A 16,664-nucleotide genomic window follows, 5' to 3' on the forward strand; every position below is an offset into this window, starting at 1 on the left:
GCGGGTGCGGACTTGCCGGGCTCACCCACCGGCTGCGGGCAGCGTGACCACGAAACGGGCACCGGGCGCGCCGTCGGTGACGTGAATGGCGCCTCCGTGGCGTTCCACGACGTCGCGGACGATGGCCAGGCCGAGGCCCGCGCCGCCCTCGTCGCGGCTGCGCGCGTCGTCCAGGCGGACGAATCGCTGGAAGATCCGGTCGCGGTCGGCGGTCGGCACACCCGGTCCGTCGTCGGTGACCGACAGCACCACCCGCCCGTCGGCGTCGTGCTCCACGGCGACGTCAACGGTGTTCGCGGCATGCCGCTGCGCGTTGTCGACCAGGTTGCCCAGGACGCGGGCGAGCTGAGTACGGCTTCCGGTGACCGCGACGGGCTCCTTCGGTGTCGCGATCCGCACGGCGACCCGATCACGGACACGGTGCTCCAACTCCTCGCGAACCAGGACGGTCAGGTCCACTCGATCCGCACGCGGTTGCTCACCGGCGTCCAGCCGGGCCAGGAGCAGGAGGTCGGCCGCCAGATGTTCCAGCCGGATGGTGTCGCCGATCAGTCCGTCCGGTTCCAGCAGGTCGGGATGCGCTTGGGCCACCTCGAGTTGGGTGCGCAGGCTCGCGATGGGGCTGCGCAACTCGTGTGCGGCGTCGGCGATGAACCGGCGCTGGCGCTCCGTGGACTCCTCCAGCGCGGCGAGCGTGGCGTTGGTGGTGCTCGCCAGCCTGCCGATCTCGTCGCGGGAGCCCGGTTCCGGTACGCGCCGGGAGAGATCGCCGTCCATGATCTCGGCGAGCTGCCTGCGGATCGCCTCCACCGGGCGCAGGGCGCGCCGGGTGACCAGCCAGGTCACCAGGGCTACCACCAGGAGTAGCGGAGGCAGGCCGATCAGCATCGCTTGCCGTGCGTCCGCCACCGCGCTGTCGGCGGTCTCCAACGAGGAGCCCGCGTAGACGGTGGCGGGCTGTCCGCCCCGGAGGGGCACCGCGAGGGCGGCGACTCGGAAGGGATGCGGTCCGTCGTCCTCGTCCACCGTCAGTCGTACGTCACCGAATTCGGCGTCGGCCGTCGTGGGATCCGGAGAGCGCGACGAGGTTTCGTCGCCGTCCCCGTTCTCTTCGTCGTCTTCGTCTTCGTGCTCGTCCTCATGTTCGTCGTCGCCCTCCTCCTCGTCCTCGGACAACTTGGAGTACGGCCCGAAGTCGGCCATGGGTGGTTTGCCCGCGAGGTCGTCGTCGGCCGCGAGCACGCGGCGGTCGAGTGAAACGACTTGCACCGGTGCGTTTTCGGCGTCAGGAAGCCGCAATCGGGTGAGGTCCGTGCCCGTCGCGAGCTGGTTCGCGACGTCTTGCGCGGTGGCCTCCGCCCGCATCTGGGCGCTGTGTACCAGATTGTGCCGCAGCACGGCCAGCACCGCGAGCCCGGCCGCGGTGAGCGCCACCGCGACCACGACTGTCGCCGCGACCGTGGTGCGCACGCGGACCGAGCGCCACCAGGCCCGCCCGGCCCGCTCAGGCACGATCTGCCGTCAGCCGGTAGCCCGCGCCGCGAACGGTGGTGATCGATCGGCGTCCGAACGGTGCGTCGATCTTGCGGCGCAACGTGCTGATGTAGACCTCGACGATGTTCGGGTCGCCGTCGTAGGCGAAATCCCAGACATGTTCCAGGATATCGGCTTTCGCCACCACCTCCCCGGCGCGGACGGCCAGGTGCTCGAGCACGGCGAACTCCTTGGCGGTCAGCGTCACGTCCCGCGTGCCGCGGCGGCAGGTCCGGGTGCCCGGGTCCACGATCAGGTCGCCGACGCGCAGCACGCGCGCGCCGCCGCGGGTCCGGCGGCGCAACAGCGCACGGATGCGGGCCAGCAGCACCAGGTAGGAGAACGGCTTGCTGAGGTAATCGTCGGCGCCGGTGTCCAGGCCCTCGGCCTCATCGTATTCGCCGTCTTTCGCGGTGAGCATGAGCACAGGCGTCTCGTGGCCACCGGCGCGCAGCGCGGCGCAGACGCGGTAGCCGTTCATGCCGGGCAGCATGATGTCGAGGATGATCAAGTCGTAGTCGGTTGTCGTCGCCAGGTGCAGGCCCTCGGCGCCGTCGTGCACCACATCCACGGCAAATCCCTCGGCGGACAACCCTTTTGCCAGCGCGCGAGCCAGACGTTTCTCGTCTTCGACGATCAGCAGACGCATCCCCCAAGAGTGGCAGACGGATCCTGAAACCGTCTTCAGGTGACTTCAGCTCGCCTTCAGCTCGGTTCGCCACTGTGAACGCATTCGAGATCATCACTCGCGCAGGAGGTTTCCCATGACAACCGTATTCCGCCGTGCTTACGCCGGTCTTCGCTGGCTGCTCGTCGGCACGGCCGTCGCGGCCGCCGTCGTCGGTCTGAGTGCGGTCCTGTCCGCGGTGGCCACCGGCGGTCCGGACGATCACACCGTCGCGTTCCGCTCGGTCGCGGCGGACCGGTCGCTGGTGGCCGACACCGGGATCAGCAGGCAGCAGGCCATCGACAAGGCCCTGGCGGCCGTGCCGGGCGGACGGGTCACGTCCATCCAGCTCGACACCGACCGGGGCGTCGCGGTGTGGGAGGTGGAGCTCACCACTCCGGCAGGCGTGGAGCACGACGTGACGATCGATGCCGGCAGCGGCCAGGTCCACACCGTGGTCGACCACGACTGATCGCGTCGGCGGACGCAGGTGTGACGGGTCGGTGCAGGGGTAAGCACGAGGTGTTTGCTGCCGGGCGGCAGGGATCCGGAGGGGGATTCCGGCCGCGGCTTCGCCGGTACCCGTGGCCCGTGGCCGACGTATTGTGTGCCGCCCCGAGGACGTGTTCGCCGAGCATCGGAGATTTGCCACGTAGAAGGTTTGCCCGGGAGTAGCCTCAAGTTGTCCACTCGAGGAATCGAGGTCCGGATGCACGAGATGGCCATCACGCGCAGCGTCATCGACGCCGTCTGTGAGCACGCGGCGGGCCGGCGGGTCCACTCCGTCACCGTCGAGGTCGGCGCGCTGTGCGCCGTCGTGCCCGATGCCATGCGGTTCTGTTTCGAAGTCGCGGCCGAGGCGACGGTCGCCGAGGGCGCGGAACTGGTCCTGGTGGAGATCCCGGGCGTGGCGGCATGCCGCACCTGCGGCGCCGAGTTCCGGCTGCCGGACCCGATCCTGCTGTGTCCCTGCGGCAGCGCCGATGTCGAGATCCGCGCCGGGCGCGAGCTGCGTATCCGATCCATGGAGGTGAGTGAGGCATGTGCGCAACCTGCGGGTGCGGCGACGACGCCGCGCTGATTCGCGTCCCGCGCGATCACCAGCACGCCGACGGGCACGACCACGCCCATGCGGACCATGAGCACACCCACCAGGACCACCATCCACACGAGCACGGTCCCGGCGCCGACCACGTCCACGTGCCCGCCACCGAGACGGTCACCTTGGAGCTGAAGGTCCTCGCCAAGAACGACGAACTGGCGCAGCGCAACCGGGACTGGCTGGCCGAGCGCGGCATCCTCGCGCTCAATATGACGAGTTCGCCGGGCGCCGGTAAGACCACGCTGCTGGAACGCACCATTCGCGAGTCCGGTCAGGCCCCGATCGCGGTGATCGAAGGGGACCAGGCGACATTGCTCGATGCCGACCGGATCAAGGCGACGGGGTGCCCTGTGGTGCAGGTCAACACCGGCGCGGGATGTCATCTCGACGCGGAGATGATGTATCGCGCGCTGGAGACGCTCGACCCCGCGCCGGGCACGCTGCTGTTCGTCGAGAACGTCGGCAACCTGGTCTGCCCGGCGCTGTTCGATCTGGGGGAGCGGGAGAAGGTGGTCGTCATCTCGGTGACCGAGGGGACCGACAAACCGCTGAAGTATCCGCACATGTTCCAGGCGGCGGGTCTGGTGCTGGTGAACAAGACCGACCTGCTGCCGTATGTCGATTTCGACCTGGACCGATGCCGGGAATACATCCATTCGATACACCCCGGCGTCGAGGTCCTTCCGCTGTCGGTGAGCAGCGGAGAAGGCCTGTCTACCTGGTATGACTGGCTGGCCGAGCAGCGTCGCGCGGCCGGTCCGGCGGCTCTTGAGGAAGCCGCCGGGCGCGCTTAAAGTGAAGTGATCAGGATCACATCTACGGGTGACCCCTTCTTCGAGAAAGGCGAGATTCGGCCCCCGTGGTCCGCTGCGGAAGGTGGCGAGAAATGCCCACTCAGGAAGCAGTACGAGCCGAAGAGACGCTGATCCACGTTCTGTGGATCAACGCGGGACTCAGTTGTGACGGTGATTCGGTCGCCCTGACGGCGGCCACGCAGCCGAGCGTCGAAGAGATCGCCCTCGGCGCGCTTCCCGGTCTGCCCAAGATAGCCGTGCATTGGCCGCTGATCGACTACGAGTGCGGCCCCAACGGCGGTGCGGACGACTTCCTGGAGTGGTTCTTCAAAGCCGACCGCGGGGAACTCGAACCGTTCGTGCTGGTGGTCGAGGGCTCGATTCCTAACGAGCAGATCAAAGAGGAGGGCTACTGGTGCGGGTTCGGCAACAATCCCGCCACCGGCCAGCCCATGACGACCAGCGAATGGCTCGACCGTCTCGCGCCGAAAGCCACGGCCATCGTGGCGGCGGGCACCTGCGCGACCTACGGTGGCATCCACGCCATGGCGGGCAACCCCACCGGCGCGATGGGCGTGCCGGACTATCTCGGCTGGGACTGGAAGAGCAAGGCGGGTATTCCGATCGTCTGCGTGCCGGGCTGCCCGATCCAGCCGGACAACCTGTCGGAGACGCTGACCTATCTGCTCTACATGGCGACCGGTCAGGCGCCGATGATCCCACTCGACGAGGCGTTGCGGCCCAAGTGGCTGTTCGGTGCGACCGTGCACGAAGGTTGCGACCGCGCGGGCTACTACGAGCAGGGTGAGTTCGCCACCGAGTACGGCTCGCCGAAATGCATTGTGAAACTCGGCTGCTGGGGACCCGTGGTCAAGTGCAACGTGCCCAAGCGCGGCTGGATGAACGGCTTGGGCGGCTGCCCGAATGTCGGCGGCATCTGCATCGGCTGCACCATGCCGGGATTCCCGGACAAGTTCATGCCGTTCATGGACGAACCACCCGGCGGGAAGTTCTCGTCCACCGCATCGGGGCTCTACGGATCGGTGATCCGCAGCCTCCGTCATATCACCGGACGCACGGTCGACAAGGAGCCGCACTGGCGGCACCGGGGCCGGAAGCTGGAGACCGGCGCGACCCGCACCTGGTAGGAGGTTCTCTGATGACCCAGATCATCCCGGAGCCGTCGCACAAGACGATCGAGCCGGACCGCCTCGTCGAGATGGCGTGGGATCCGATCACTCGTATCGTCGGCAGCCTCGGCATCTACACCAAAATCGACTTCGAGAATCGGGAAGTGGTCGAGTGCCACAGCACCTCGTCCATCTTCCGCGGCTACTCGATCTTCATGAAGGGCAAGGACCCGCGCGACGCGCACTTCATCACCAGCCGCATCTGCGGCATCTGCGGCGACAACCACGCCACCTGTTCGTGCTACTGCCAGAACATGGCCTACGGCGTGCGCCCGCCGCACCTCGGCGAGTGGATCGTCAACCTGGGCGAGGCCGCCGAGTACATGTTCGACCACAACATCTTCCAGGAGAACCTGGTCGGCGTCGACTACTGCGAGAAGATGGTCTCCGAGACCAATCCGGGCGTGCTGGCCAGGGCCGAGAACACCGAGGCGCCGCACGCGGGCGACCACGGGTATCGCACCATCGCCGACATCATGCGGGCGCTCAACCCGTTCACCGGTGAGTTCTACCGGGAGGCGTTGCAGGTCAGCCGGATCACGCGCGAGATGTTCTGCCTGATGGAGGGCAGGCACGTCCATCCGTCCACGCTGTATCCCGGCGGACCTGGCACGGTCGCGACGATCCAGTTGATGACCGACTACATGTCCCGGCTGATGCGCTACGTGGAGTTCATGAAGAAGGTCGTGCCGATGCACGACGATCTGTTCGACTTCTTCTACGAGGCGCTGCCTGGCTACGAGAAGGTCGGTCTGCGGCGCACGCTGCTGGGTTGCTGGGGCTCGTTCCAGGACCCGGAGGTCTGCAACTTCGAGTACAAGGACATGGCGGACTGGGGCCGCAAGATGTACGTGACCCCCGGCGTCGTGGTCGATGGCAAACTGCTGACCACCTCCCTGGTCGACATCAACTTGGGACTGCGGATCCTGCTGGGCAGTTCGTACTACGAGGACTGGACCGATCAGGAGATGTTCGTCAAGACCGATCCGCTGGGCAACCCGGTGGACCGCCGCCATCCCTGGAACCAGCACACCAACCCCCGGCCGCAGAAACGCGACCTGGACGAGAAGTACAGCTGGGTCATGTCGCCGCGATGGTTCGACGGCACCGATCACCTCCCCCTGGACACCGGCGGCGGGCCGTTGGCCCGGCTGTGGTCGACGGCGCTGGCCAACCTCATCGACATCGGCTACGTGAAGGCCACCGGGCACAGCGTGCAGATCAATCTGCCCAAGACCGCGCTCAAGGGGCCGGTCACGCTGGAGTGGAAGGTGCCGGTGCACGGCAGCAACACCCTCGAGCGCAACCGCGCGCGCACCTATTTCCAGGCGTACGCGGCGGCCTGCGCGCTGCACTTCGCGGAGAAGGCGATGGCGGAGATCCGAGCCGGCCACACCAAGACCTGGGAGAAGTTCGAGGTGCCGGAAGAAAGCATCGGCTGCGGCTTCACCGAGGCCGTGCGCGGCGTGCTGTCGCATCACATGGTGATCCGGGACGGCAAGATCGCGAACTACCACCCGTACCCGCCGACGCCGTGGAACGCCAGCCCGCGCGACAGCTTCGGCACGCCGGGTCCCTACGAGGACGCGGTGCAGGGCCAGCCGATCTTCGAGGAGAACGACCGCGAGCACTTCAAGGGCATCGACGTCATGCGCACCGTGCGCAGTTTCGATCCGTGCCTGCCGTGTGGCGTGCACATGTATCTGGGCAAGGGCAAGACGCTGGAGAAGCTGCACTCACCGACGCAGACGCTCACTCCCGAGTGAGTCCGCGTCGGGCGAAACGACCCGGAGGTGACGGTGGAGGATCGCCCGGACGACCGGGACGACGCGACGCTCGACGACTCCCGGTGGCGCGAAGCCGGTGATCGCATCGAGACCTTGCTGGAAGCGAGTTCGGCGGGCGGGGCGCTCGCCCGCGAACGCGCGGAGCAACTCGTGCGCGAACTGGTCGGACTCTACGGCGCGGCGCTGACCCGCGTGGTCGAGCTGCTCGACGACGCGGCGGTCGAGCGGTTGACCCGCGACGATCTGGTCGCGAGCCTGCTGCTCGTGCACGGGTTGCATCCGCACGATGTGGCCACCCGCGTAGGGAACGCGCTGGACAGCGTGCGTCCGTATCTCGGTTCCCACGGCGGCGACGTCCACCTGGTGGACATCGTCGACGGCGTGGTGCGCCTGGAACTGGCGGGCAGTTGCAAGAGCTGTCCGTCCTCGTCGGTGACGCTCGAACTGGCCGTCGAGGACGCGGTGCGGGCGGCCGCGCCGGAGATCGAGTCCATCGAAGTCGTCGCCGCGCAGACCGAGTCGGCGGGGGTGATCTCCGCCGACTCGCTGTTCTCGCGCGTGCGCGCGGACGGCGCGCGGTCCGGCAACTGGGTCGCGGTCCCCGAACTGGCCGAACTCGACGCGGGCGAGGTGGGCGGCTTCGACGTCGCCGGGCTGACGGTGCTCGCCTGCCGAGTGGGATCGGAGCTGTACGCCTATCGCGACCACTGCCCCGGATGCGACCGCTCGCTCGCGGGTGCGGCGCTGGAGCGGCGGGTGGGGTTCCCGGCCGGTGACGCGGTGCTGCGGTGCCCGACCTGCCGGGCGCACTACGACGTGGTGCACGCGGGCGCCCGGGTCGACGGTGACGGTCACCTCGAACCGCTCCCCGTGCTCGTGCGCTCCGGCGAACTGTCGGTGGCGGTGCCGGTGGAGGTCCACGGGTGAGCACACCGTTTCGCGCGCTCCAGCGGATCGCCGCCGATCGCGGGCCCGCCCCCCGGCCCGGCGAGCGGTGCGAGATGTGCGCGGAGCCGATCGCCGACCGGCACCAGCACGTGGTGAACGTCGAAGGCAGGCAGCTGATGTGCGTATGCCGCGGCTGCTACTTGCTGTTCGTAGACCAGAGCGCGGAGCTGCGGTATCGAGCGGTGCCGGACCGGTATCTGACGTTCCCGGATTTCACGATCAGCCGGGCCGAATGGGAGGCACTGGACATCCCGGTGAATCTGGCGTTCTTCTTCCGCAATTCCGCACTGGACCGGACGGTGGCGTTCTATCCCGGACCCGCCGGCGCGACGGAGTCGGAATTACCTCTGGAGCAATGGAATTCGATCCTCCACCGGCATCCCGAGCTGGACGTGCTCGCCCCGGATGTGGAAGCGCTGCTCATCCGGGTGCCCGACCGCCGCACCGAGCGGGCGGCCTGCCTGCTGCTGCCCATCGACGCCTGCTACGAGTTCGTCGGCCGGATGCGGCTGCTCTGGCACGGATTCGACGGCGGCCAGGACGTGCACCGATACCTGGAGCAGTTCTTCGCCGAGGCGTCGGCGCGCGCGAAAACCGGCGGTGCGGCATGAGCCCGGTGTACTCGACGACGTTCGCCGTGCTCGAGATCAAACCCGAGCCGTACGCCGTCGCGCCGATCCTGTCCGCGCGCGTCGGCATCGCCGCGCTCGCGGAGGAACCCGTGCACGCCATCGCCCTGCGCGCGCAGGTGCGCATCGAGCCGTTCCGCCGCGGCTACTCCGACGAGGAGGCCGCGGGGCTGGTCGATCTGTTCGGCCCGCGCGAACGGTGGCACGAGACCCAGCGCTCGTTTCTCTGGATGCACTGCGCCACCATGGTTCCGAGTTTCACCGGCGGCGCCCAAGTGGACCTGCCGATGCCGTGCACCTACGACTTCGAGGTGACCGGCTCGAAATACCTGCACGCGTTGCGCGAGGGTGTGGTGCCGCTGCTGTTCCTGTTCAGCGGGACGGTCTTCATCCGTGGCACGACCGGATTCGCCATCCAGCAGATTCCGTGGGATCGCGAGGACAAGTTCGAGATGCCCGTGTCGGTGTGGCAGGGCCTGATCGACGCGTACTTCCCGAATACCGGGTGGGTGCGGCTGCACAACGACACCCTGCGGGCGCTGGCCACCTACAAATCCAGCCACGGCCTGCACGGCTTCGACGACGCGGTGACCCGCCTGCTGACCAGCACCGAGGAGACGCCGTGACGACCGCCGAAGCCCGTGCCCGTGCCCGCGCCGTGGCCGACGCGGTGCTCTACGAGGGCTACCTGCTCTACCCCTACCGCGCCGACGCGCGAAAGAACCAGTCGCGCTGGCAGTTCGGCGTGCTGGGGCCGCGCGAGGCCGCCGCGGCGGGACTCGGCGAGGAGTCGACGCTGTCGGCGCAGTGCCTGATCGAACCGGGCGAGAATCCCGAACTCACCCTCACCGTGCGGTTCCTCCAGCTCCAGCGCCGTCAAGTGGTGGACGGGGACGGTACGCCCGTCCCGGAGCTGACCGATGGCGCGCGGTCGTGGCTGTCCTGGGACGAGGCGGTCGAGCAGGAGATCACCGTCGGCCCCGTCCCGCCCGCCCGTATGGTCGTGCCGCTGGACACCCCGGGCGGCTCCGACGCCGAGCAGATAGCCACCGCCGCCGTCGCCGGGCCGGGCACGTTCGTGCGGACCCGGCTGCCGCTGACGGGTGAGCTGGAACTCGCCGCCGACCGGGACGACGGCTTCGTGCGGCTCACGGTCGTCCTGCGCAACGTGGGCGCACCCGCGACCGACAAGCGCGACGCCATCGCCCGCTCGCTGATCGGCGCGCACATCATCGCGGAGATCACCGGCGGACAGTTCGTCTCCCTGCTGGAACCGCCGCCCGACGCCACCGCCGTGGCCGCCCGCTGCGATCGGTACCGGTGCTTCCCGGTGCTCGCGGGGCCGCCCGGCGACTACAGCGTGCTGCTCATCTCGCCGATCATCCTCTACGACCACCCGGAGATCGCGGAGCAGAGCGAAGGAGCGCTGTTCGACTCCACCGAGATCGACGAGATCCTCACGCTGCGCATACTCACCATGACCGATGCGGAGAAGGCGCGCGCCCGAGCCACCGACCCGCGCGCGGCGGAGATCATCGACCGCTGCGAGGCCATGTCGCCCGACGCGATGCGGCAGTTGCACGGGGTGTTGCGCGACCCGCACGCCGAGGGGCCCGGGTTGATCCCGGAGATCCCCGAGGGCATCGATTGGTGGGACCCGCTGGCCGACGGCGCCGTTCGCCCGGATGTCGACGCCGTGCCGGTCGCTGGGGCGCTGGTGCGCAAGGGCAGCCGCGTCCGGCTGCATCCGGCGCGCCGGGCCGACGCCCAGGATCTGTTCTTCGACGGGCAGTGCGCCCGGGTCGTCTCGGTCCACGAGGACGTGGACGGGCAGGCGCACGTCGGGGTGGTGCTGGACGCCGATCCGGCAGCCGAGCTGCACGAATGGTACGGGCGCTACCTGTATTTCGCGCCCGACGAACTGGAGCCGCTCGACGGCACCGAGGAATGAAAGGAAGTCCGCTATGGAAACCGTGGGAGTGGTCTCGACGACCGTCGTCGCCGTGCTGGTGGCGGCGGGGTTGTATCTCGGCGTGCGGTCGATCCCGGATCTGCGGCGATACCTGAAGATCCGGCACATGTAGCGGGACACCGGAAAGGAGCATCATGGGTGAGCATCGTGAAGAGCCGCAATCGGCACGTGGCGCGCCGGGGTCGCGCGACGCGGGCACGGGCGTCGCGGCCGGCGGCCCGGCGGACCGGGAACCGGGCCACATCGGTCACGAGGAGATTACCTCCGTGCATCCGGAAGACGCCAAGAAGAGCACCGAGTTCACCTCGGAAGCCCCGACCAGCACCGAAGCGGCGGTACCTCCGTACGACGAGCGCAAGGACACCGCCAACGCCCCCGCGGAGACGGCGACCGGAAAGGTCGACGACGCGCGAGTGGGCGGCGCGACGGCACCCACCGAGAAAGAGAGGTGACTCGACGGCCGCGGTGCTGATCGCCGGGATCGGCAACATCTTCCTCGGCGACGACGGATTCGGACCCGAGGTGGTGCGCAGGCTGCCGCGCCACCCCGACCCCGATGTGCGCGCGGTGGACTACGGCATCCGCGGCATGCACCTCGCCTACGACCTGCTCGACGCCTGGGCGGCGCTGCTGCTGATCGACGCGCTGCCCGACCGCGGCTCGCCCGGCCGGGTCGAGGTGTTCGGCGCCGAGCCGGAGGACACCGGCGCCCAGCTCGACGCCCACGCGATGAGCCCGGACGCCGTCTTCGCCGGGGTACGCGCGCTGGGCGGCGTGTTGCCGCCCACGGTCGTGATCGGCTGCCAGGTCGCCTGCGTGGAGGAGGGCATCGGCCTGTCCGCGCCGGTCGCGGCGGCGGTGCCGGCGGCGGTCGACGCCGTCGGCGAGGTGCTCGCCGCGTTCCTGCCCGCCGGGACATCCGATGGCTCCCCGCTTCCGCGGGCCACAGCGCGACAGGAGGACTGACCGATGTGTCTGGGCATCCCGGGACAGGTGCTGGCGATCCCTGACGGCTACCACGATCAGATCGCCTTGGTCGACGTCTCCGGCGAGCAGCGGAAGGTGAACATCGGGCTGCTCGACGCCGATCCGGCCCGGCCGGGTGACTGGGTGATCATCCACATGGGCTTCGCGGTGGAGAAGACCGACGCGGCGGGAGCCGAGGCGGCGCTGCAGGGGCTGCGTCTGCTGCAACGCGGGGACCAGTCATGAGCACCGTGCGGCTGCGGCGGCGTCTGCTGGTGCGCGGTGTGGTCCAAGGCGTCGGATTCCGGCCGTTCGTCTACACCACCGCCGCCGAACTGGCTCTGTCCGGCAGCGTGAGCAACAACAGCAACGGCGTGATCGTCGAGATCGAGGGAGCGGCCGAAGACCTGGACGAGTTCGCCCGGCGGCTGCGCCTGCGACCGCCGCCGCTGGCGGTGATCGAGTCGGTCGAGCAGGCCGACATCCCGGCGCGCGGCGGCACCGGATTCCACATCGCGGGCACCACCCGCGAGGGCGGCGGTCGCACGCTCGCCTCACCCGATGTCGCGATCTGCGCCGACTGCGAACGCGAGTTGCGCGATCCGCGCGATCGCCGTTATCGCCATCCGTTCGTCAACTGCACCAACTGCGGTCCGCGTTTCACCATCATCGCGAGCCTGCCCTACGACCGCGAGCGCACATCGATGGCCGACTTCGCCATGTGCGAGCGGTGCGCGCGGGAATACGCGGATCCCGCCGATCGGCGCTTCCACGCGCAGCCGATCGCCTGCCCCGACTGCGGCCCCACGCTCGCCTATACGGGACCAGGAGCCGGTGCGCCGCTGACGGCCGCGCGGCAACTGCTGCGCGCGGGCGGAATCCTGGCGGTCAAAGGCATCGGCGGATACCACCTCGCCTGTGACGCCACGAACGAGGCGGCCGTCGCGGAACTTCGGCGCCGCAAACGCCGTGGTGACAAACCTTTCGCCGTGATGGTGCCGGATCTGGCCACGGCACGGGCCATCGTCGCCGTAGACGACGCCGGTGCGACGCTGCTGACCAGCCCGGCTCGCCCCATCGTGTTGCTCGCTCGCCGATCCTCGCCCGAGGAGCCCCCTTCGAACGACGGCCCGGCGGTCTCGCCATCGGTGGCGCCCGGCAATCCGGACCTGGGGGTCATGCTCGCCTACACCCCGCTGCACCTGCTGCTGTTCGGTCTGCCCGGCGACCCGCCCGGCCCGCAGGTGCTCGTGATGACCTCGGGCAATCTCGGCGGCGAGCCGATCTGCTACCAGGACGACGACGCCCGCACCCGCCTGGCCGGGCTCGCCGACGGCTGGCTGTCGCACAACCGGCGCATCCTGGTGCCCTGCGACGACTCGGTGGTGCGCTCGCTCGACGGCCGCGAACTGCCGGTCCGCCGCTCGCGCGGCTACGCGCCGCTGCCGCTGTTGCTTCCGGTGCCGCTGCCGCCGACGCTCGCCGTCGGCGCGGACCTCAAGAACACCTGCGCGATGGCCGACGGCCGCTACGCCTGGTTGAGCCAGCACATCGGCGACATGGACGACCTGGCGACGCTGCGCTCCTTCGACGCCGCACAGCGCCACCTCGGAGAACTCACCGGCGTCCGTCCCGCGCAGCTGGTCGCCGACGCGCACCCCGGCTACCGCTCCACCGCCTGGGCGCGCAGGCACGCGGGCGAGCGAGCGGTCTACACCGTCCAGCACCATCACGCGCACATCGCCGCCGTCATGGGCGAGCACGGGCTCGGCGCCACCGAGCAGGTGGTCGGCATCGCCTTCGACGGCACCGGTTACGGACCGGACGCGGCGGTGTGGGGCGGTGAGGTGCTGCTGGCGGGCTACAAGGGCTACCGGCGTCTGGCGCACCTGAAGTACGTGCCGCTCGCGGGCGGCGATCTCGCCGTGCGCAGGCCCTACCGCATGGCGCTGGCTCATCTGCGCGCGGCCGGGATCGACTGGTCGGAGGACATTCCCGCGGTCGCGGCGTGTCCGCCCGCCGAGCGTTCGGTGCTGGCCCACCAGTTCCGGACCGGACTGGGCTGCGCGCCCACGTCCAGCATGGGCCGGTTGTTCGACGCGGTGTCCTCGCTGTGCGGCGTGCGGCACGTCGTCGACTACGAAGCCCAGGCGGCGATCGAACTGGAAGGGCTCTCACGCGCGGGGGCCGAAGGCGACGCCGCCTACCGATTCCCACTCCCGGACGGCGATCCCGCCGGGATCGATGCCGCGCCGGTGATCGCGGACGTGGTCGCCGACGTTCGCGCGGGCGCGCCCCCGCAGGTGGTGGGCGCGCGCTTCCACGCCGCCGTCGCTCGGTTGGTGCTCGACCTCGCGGCGCGGTACGCCGCACCGGGGACGGTCGTCGCCCTGTCCGGCGGCGTGTTCCAGAACGCCCTGCTGCTCGCGCGAACCTGTGCGCTGCTGCGCGACAACGGGTTCCCCGTGATCACCCACCACCGGCTGCCGCCCAACGACGGCGGCCTCGCGTTCGGGCAACTCCTCGCGTGCAGCGAGGGATGAGCGAAGGAGAGCAACGATGTGTCTTGCGGTACCAGGCAAAGTGCTCAGCCTGCACGAGCGGGACGGCACGCTGATGTCGGTCGTCGACTTCGGCGGCGTGCACAAGGACGTGTGCCTGCAATACATCCCGGACGCGGCGATCGGCGACTACGTCGTGGTCCACGTCGGTTTCGCGATCCAGCGTCTGGACGAGGAGTCCGCGCTGCGGACCCTGGCCGAGTTCGAGCATCTCGGCGTACTGAACGAGGAATTCGGCGACGGTTTCGCCATCGCCGCGAAGCAGGCGGGCCTGGACAATCCCGCCGCCGAGCCGTCCCGCGAGGAACCGGAGGCGAAGTCATGAAATATCTGGACGAGTTCAGCAACCCCGAGCTGGCCCGGCACCTGCTCGATCGAATCCGCGCCGCGACCAGCCGCCGCTGGGCGATCATGGAAGTTTGTGGCGGACAGACGCATTCGATCATCCGCCACGGCATAGACCAACTGTTGCCCGACCAGATCGAGATGATCCACGGCCCCGGCTGCCCGGTCTGCGTCACCCCGCTGGAGGTGATCGACAAGGCGCTGGAGATCGCCGCGCGACCGGGCGTGATCTTCTGTTCGTTCGGTGACATGCTGCGCGTGCCGGGCAGTTCCAAGGACCTGTTCCGGGTGAAGAGCGAGGGCGGTGACGTCCGAGTGGTGTACTCGCCGCTGGACGCGCTGAACCTGGCCAAGGAGAATCCCGACCGCGAGGTCGTGTTCTTCGGCATCGGATTCGAGACCACGGCTCCGGCCAACGCCATGACGGTCTACCAGGCGAAGCGGCTGGGGATCAGGAACTTCTCGCTGCTGGTGTCGCACGTGCTGGTCCCGCCCGCCATCGCCGCCATCATGGAGTCCCCGACCTGTCGGGTGCAAGGGTTCCTCGCCGCCGGGCACGTCTGCACCGTGATGGGCACCGACGAGTACCCGCCGCTGGCCGAGCAGTACCGGGTGCCGATGGTGGTCACCGGATTCGAGCCGCTGGACATCCTGGAGGGCATCCGCCGCACCGTGCTGCAACTGGAGTCCGGCAGGCACGAACTGGAGAACGCCTACCCGCGCGCGGTGGCCGCTGCGGGCAATCCCGCGGCGAAGGCCATGCTGCAGGACGTCTTCGAGGTCACCGACCGGGCCTGGCGCGGCATCGGCGTCATCCCGCGCAGCGGCTGGCGGCTGTCGGAGCGCTATCGCGAGTTCGACGCCGAGCACCGCTTCGCCGTGGGCGACCTGCACACCGAAGAATCGACCATCTGCCGCTCCGGAGAGGTGCTGCAAGGGCTGATCAAACCGAACGAGTGCGCCGCTTTCGGCAAGCAGTGCACGCCGCGGAATCCTCTGGGCGCCACCATGGTGTCCTCCGAAGGCGCGTGCGCCGCCTACTACCTGTACCGGCGCTTGGATCTGCCCGCGGAGGTGGCTCATGCGTGATGAAGGCGCCGCGCCCGTGACGATCGATGAGGGCTGGGTCTGCCCGATGCCGCTGCGGGATTCGCCGAACATCGTGATGGGCCACGGCGGCGGTGGCGCGATGTCCGGCGAGCTGATCGAGCATCTGTTCCTGCCCGCCTTCGGCTCCGCCGCGAACGCGGACCTGACCGATTCCGCGGTCGTCACGCTCGATGGCGCGCGGCTGGCCTTCTCCACCGATTCGTTCGTGGTGAAGCCGCTCGTCTTCCCGGGCGGCACCATCGGTGAGCTCGCGGTCAACGGCACGGTGAACGATCTGGCCATGTCCGGTGCGCGTCCGATGGTGCTGTCCACCGCGTTCATCCTGGAGGAGGGCACCGCGCTGGCCGACATCGCACGCATCGCGCAGGCGGTCGGGACCGCCGCGCTGGCGGCCGAAGTCCAGCTGGTCACCGGGGACACCAAGGTGGTCGACGCCGGGCACGGTGACGGGATCTACATCAACACCGCGGGCATCGGCGTGGTGCCCCCCGAGGTGGACATCCGGCCGCAACGCGCGACCCCTGGGGACGTCGTGCTGGTCAGCGGCGAGATCGGGGTGCACGGTGTCGCGGTGCTCAGTTGCCGCGAGGGCCTGGAGTTCGGTACCACCGTGCTCAGCGACACCGCGCCGCTGCACGGTCTGGTCGCGGCGATGCTGGCCACCGGCGCCGACCTGCACGTGCTGCGCGACCCCACCCGCGGCGGCGTCGCGGCCTCGCTCAACGAGATCGCCCGTGCCGCGAAAGTCGGCGTGGCCCTGGACGAGCGGCAGCTTCCCGTGCCGGACGGCGTGCGCGACGCGTGCGGGCTGCTCGGCCTCGACCCGATGTACGTGGCCAATGAGGGCAAGCTGCTGGCGTTCGTCGCGCCCGAGGACGCCGAACGCGTGCTGGCGGCGATGCGGGAGCACCCGTTGGGCGCGCAGGCCGCCGTGATCGGCCGATGCGTCGCCGAGCATCCCGGCATGGTGGTCGCCCGCACTGCACTCGGCGGTACGCGGGTGGTGGATCTGCCCGCGGGCGAGCAACTGCCGCGGATCTGCTGACGGGGGACCGATATC

General features: G+C 69.4%; 19 protein-coding genes. 17 read left to right on the forward strand and 2 right to left on the reverse strand.

All coding sequences use genetic code 11. The features are described 5' to 3' along the window. Positions 1-21 precede the first annotated feature (21 nt). Both ACWEH3_RS11700 and ACWEH3_RS11705 read right to left on the reverse strand, forming a co-directional pair. Positions 22-1,512: a sensor histidine kinase gene (locus tag ACWEH3_RS11700; RefSeq protein ID WP_450016583.1), complete on the reverse strand. Its 1,491-nt coding sequence runs from the start codon at positions 1,510-1,512 to the stop codon at positions 22-24. Then, entirely contained in the window at positions 1,505-2,182 is a 678-nt protein-coding gene (locus ACWEH3_RS11705; protein ID WP_450016585.1) for a response regulator, read from the reverse strand. The genes ACWEH3_RS11700 and ACWEH3_RS11705 overlap by 8 nt, the downstream gene beginning before the upstream one ends. A 115-nt stretch (positions 2,183-2,297) precedes the next feature. Between ACWEH3_RS11705 and ACWEH3_RS11710 the strand changes: the two genes are divergently transcribed. From ACWEH3_RS11710 to hypE, 17 genes are all read left to right on the forward strand, one after another. After that, positions 2,298-2,672 carry a PepSY domain-containing protein gene (locus ACWEH3_RS11710; RefSeq protein WP_450016587.1) on the forward strand — a complete coding sequence of 125 codons (375 nt, stop codon included), beginning with the start codon at positions 2,298-2,300 and terminating at the stop codon, positions 2,670-2,672. Between the two features lie 237 nt (positions 2,673-2,909). Next, entirely contained in the window at positions 2,910-3,281 is a 372-nt protein-coding gene (hypA, locus tag ACWEH3_RS11715) for a hydrogenase maturation nickel metallochaperone HypA (protein WP_450016735.1), read from the forward strand. Then, positions 3,242-4,096, forward strand: coding sequence for a hydrogenase nickel incorporation protein HypB (gene hypB, locus ACWEH3_RS11720; RefSeq protein ID WP_450016589.1), 855 nt, complete (start codon positions 3,242-3,244; stop codon positions 4,094-4,096). Before hypA ends, hypB begins: the two co-directional genes overlap by 40 nt. 92 nt (positions 4,097-4,188) lie before the next feature. After that, complete coding sequence (locus tag ACWEH3_RS11725) at positions 4,189-5,244, forward strand: NADH-quinone oxidoreductase subunit B family protein (RefSeq protein WP_450016591.1); 1,056 nt, start codon at positions 4,189-4,191, stop codon at positions 5,242-5,244. A gap of 11 nt (positions 5,245-5,255) precedes the next feature. After that, positions 5,256-7,052 carry a nickel-dependent hydrogenase large subunit gene (locus ACWEH3_RS11730; RefSeq protein WP_450016593.1) on the forward strand — a complete coding sequence of 599 codons (1,797 nt, stop codon included), beginning with the start codon at positions 5,256-5,258 and terminating at the stop codon, positions 7,050-7,052. 33 nt (positions 7,053-7,085) lie between these two features. Beyond that, positions 7,086-8,000, forward strand: coding sequence for a NifU family protein (locus tag ACWEH3_RS11735; RefSeq protein ID WP_450016737.1), 915 nt, complete (start codon positions 7,086-7,088; stop codon positions 7,998-8,000). Beyond that, positions 7,997-8,632, forward strand: a complete 636-nt coding sequence (locus ACWEH3_RS11740; protein ID WP_450016595.1) for a DUF5947 family protein — start codon at positions 7,997-7,999, stop codon at positions 8,630-8,632. Before ACWEH3_RS11735 ends, ACWEH3_RS11740 begins: the two co-directional genes overlap by 4 nt. Next, on the forward strand, positions 8,629-9,276 hold the full coding sequence (locus ACWEH3_RS11745; protein WP_450016597.1) for a DUF6084 family protein: 648 nt from the start codon (positions 8,629-8,631) through the stop codon (positions 9,274-9,276). The genes ACWEH3_RS11740 and ACWEH3_RS11745 overlap by 4 nt, the downstream gene beginning before the upstream one ends. Then, positions 9,273-10,601 (forward strand): hypothetical protein, encoded by a 1,329-nt coding sequence (locus ACWEH3_RS11750; protein ID WP_450016599.1) that lies wholly within the window; start codon positions 9,273-9,275, stop codon positions 10,599-10,601. The genes ACWEH3_RS11745 and ACWEH3_RS11750 overlap by 4 nt, the downstream gene beginning before the upstream one ends. A gap of 13 nt (positions 10,602-10,614) precedes the next feature. Next, the gene (locus tag ACWEH3_RS11755; RefSeq protein WP_086006670.1) at positions 10,615-10,734 is read left to right on the forward strand and encodes a DUF6893 family small protein; all 120 of its coding nucleotides are present in this window, start codon (positions 10,615-10,617) and stop codon (positions 10,732-10,734) included. A gap of 22 nt (positions 10,735-10,756) precedes the next feature. Continuing rightward, positions 10,757-11,074, forward strand: a complete 318-nt coding sequence (locus ACWEH3_RS11760; protein WP_450016601.1) for a hypothetical protein — start codon at positions 10,757-10,759, stop codon at positions 11,072-11,074. A 13-nt stretch (positions 11,075-11,087) separates the two neighbouring features. Further along, positions 11,088-11,588 carry a hydrogenase maturation protease gene (locus ACWEH3_RS11765; RefSeq protein WP_450016603.1) on the forward strand — a complete coding sequence of 167 codons (501 nt, stop codon included), beginning with the start codon at positions 11,088-11,090 and terminating at the stop codon, positions 11,586-11,588. Between the two features lie 3 nt (positions 11,589-11,591). Continuing rightward, complete coding sequence (locus tag ACWEH3_RS11770; RefSeq protein ID WP_450016605.1) at positions 11,592-11,834, forward strand: HypC/HybG/HupF family hydrogenase formation chaperone; 243 nt, start codon at positions 11,592-11,594, stop codon at positions 11,832-11,834. Then, positions 11,831-14,131, forward strand: coding sequence for a carbamoyltransferase HypF (gene hypF / locus ACWEH3_RS11775; RefSeq protein ID WP_450016607.1), 2,301 nt, complete (start codon positions 11,831-11,833; stop codon positions 14,129-14,131). The genes ACWEH3_RS11770 and hypF overlap by 4 nt, the downstream gene beginning before the upstream one ends. Positions 14,132-14,147: 16 nt before the next feature. After that, positions 14,148-14,474, forward strand: a complete 327-nt coding sequence (locus ACWEH3_RS11780) for a HypC/HybG/HupF family hydrogenase formation chaperone (RefSeq protein WP_356961521.1) — start codon at positions 14,148-14,150, stop codon at positions 14,472-14,474. Further along, a complete protein-coding gene (gene hypD / locus ACWEH3_RS11785; protein ID WP_379251234.1) occupies positions 14,471-15,583 on the forward strand; it encodes a hydrogenase formation protein HypD in 1,113 nt (370 codons plus the stop codon). Before ACWEH3_RS11780 ends, hypD begins: the two co-directional genes overlap by 4 nt. Further along, positions 15,576-16,649 carry a hydrogenase expression/formation protein HypE gene (hypE, locus tag ACWEH3_RS11790; protein WP_450016610.1) on the forward strand — a complete coding sequence of 358 codons (1,074 nt, stop codon included), beginning with the start codon at positions 15,576-15,578 and terminating at the stop codon, positions 16,647-16,649. The genes hypD and hypE overlap by 8 nt, the downstream gene beginning before the upstream one ends. Positions 16,650-16,664: the final 15 nt, after the last annotated feature.

It is taken from the genome of Nocardia sp. NPDC004718 (assembly GCF_053601535.1).

Bases quoted from the DNA above. Each gene is read 5' to 3' on its own strand.
- ACWEH3_RS11760 (WP_450016601.1), top strand. From the start codon at position 10,757: ATGGGTGAGCATCGTGAAGAGCCGCAATCGGCACGTGGCGCGCCGGGG.
- ACWEH3_RS11730 (WP_450016593.1), top strand. From the start codon at position 5,256: ATGACCCAGATCATCCCGGAGCCGTCGCACAAGACGATCGAGCCGGAC.
- hypE (WP_450016610.1), top strand. From the start codon at position 15,576: ATGCGTGATGAAGGCGCCGCGCCCGTGACGATCGATGAGGGCTGGGTC.
- ACWEH3_RS11710 (WP_450016587.1), top strand. From the start codon at position 2,298: ATGACAACCGTATTCCGCCGTGCTTACGCCGGTCTTCGCTGGCTGCTC.
- hypB (WP_450016589.1), top strand. From the start codon at position 3,242: ATGTGCGCAACCTGCGGGTGCGGCGACGACGCCGCGCTGATTCGCGTC.
- ACWEH3_RS11705 (WP_450016585.1), bottom strand. From the start codon at position 2,182: ATGCGTCTGCTGATCGTCGAAGACGAGAAACGTCTGGCTCGCGCGCTG.
- ACWEH3_RS11755 (WP_086006670.1), top strand. From the start codon at position 10,615: ATGGAAACCGTGGGAGTGGTCTCGACGACCGTCGTCGCCGTGCTGGTG.
- ACWEH3_RS11725 (WP_450016591.1), top strand. From the start codon at position 4,189: ATGCCCACTCAGGAAGCAGTACGAGCCGAAGAGACGCTGATCCACGTT.
- hypF (WP_450016607.1), top strand. From the start codon at position 11,831: ATGAGCACCGTGCGGCTGCGGCGGCGTCTGCTGGTGCGCGGTGTGGTC.
- hypD (WP_379251234.1), top strand. From the start codon at position 14,471: ATGAAATATCTGGACGAGTTCAGCAACCCCGAGCTGGCCCGGCACCTG.
- ACWEH3_RS11770 (WP_450016605.1), top strand. From the start codon at position 11,592: ATGTGTCTGGGCATCCCGGGACAGGTGCTGGCGATCCCTGACGGCTAC.
- ACWEH3_RS11745 (WP_450016597.1), top strand. From the start codon at position 8,629: ATGAGCCCGGTGTACTCGACGACGTTCGCCGTGCTCGAGATCAAACCC.
- hypA (WP_450016735.1), top strand. From the start codon at position 2,910: ATGCACGAGATGGCCATCACGCGCAGCGTCATCGACGCCGTCTGTGAG.
- ACWEH3_RS11780 (WP_356961521.1), top strand. From the start codon at position 14,148: ATGTGTCTTGCGGTACCAGGCAAAGTGCTCAGCCTGCACGAGCGGGAC.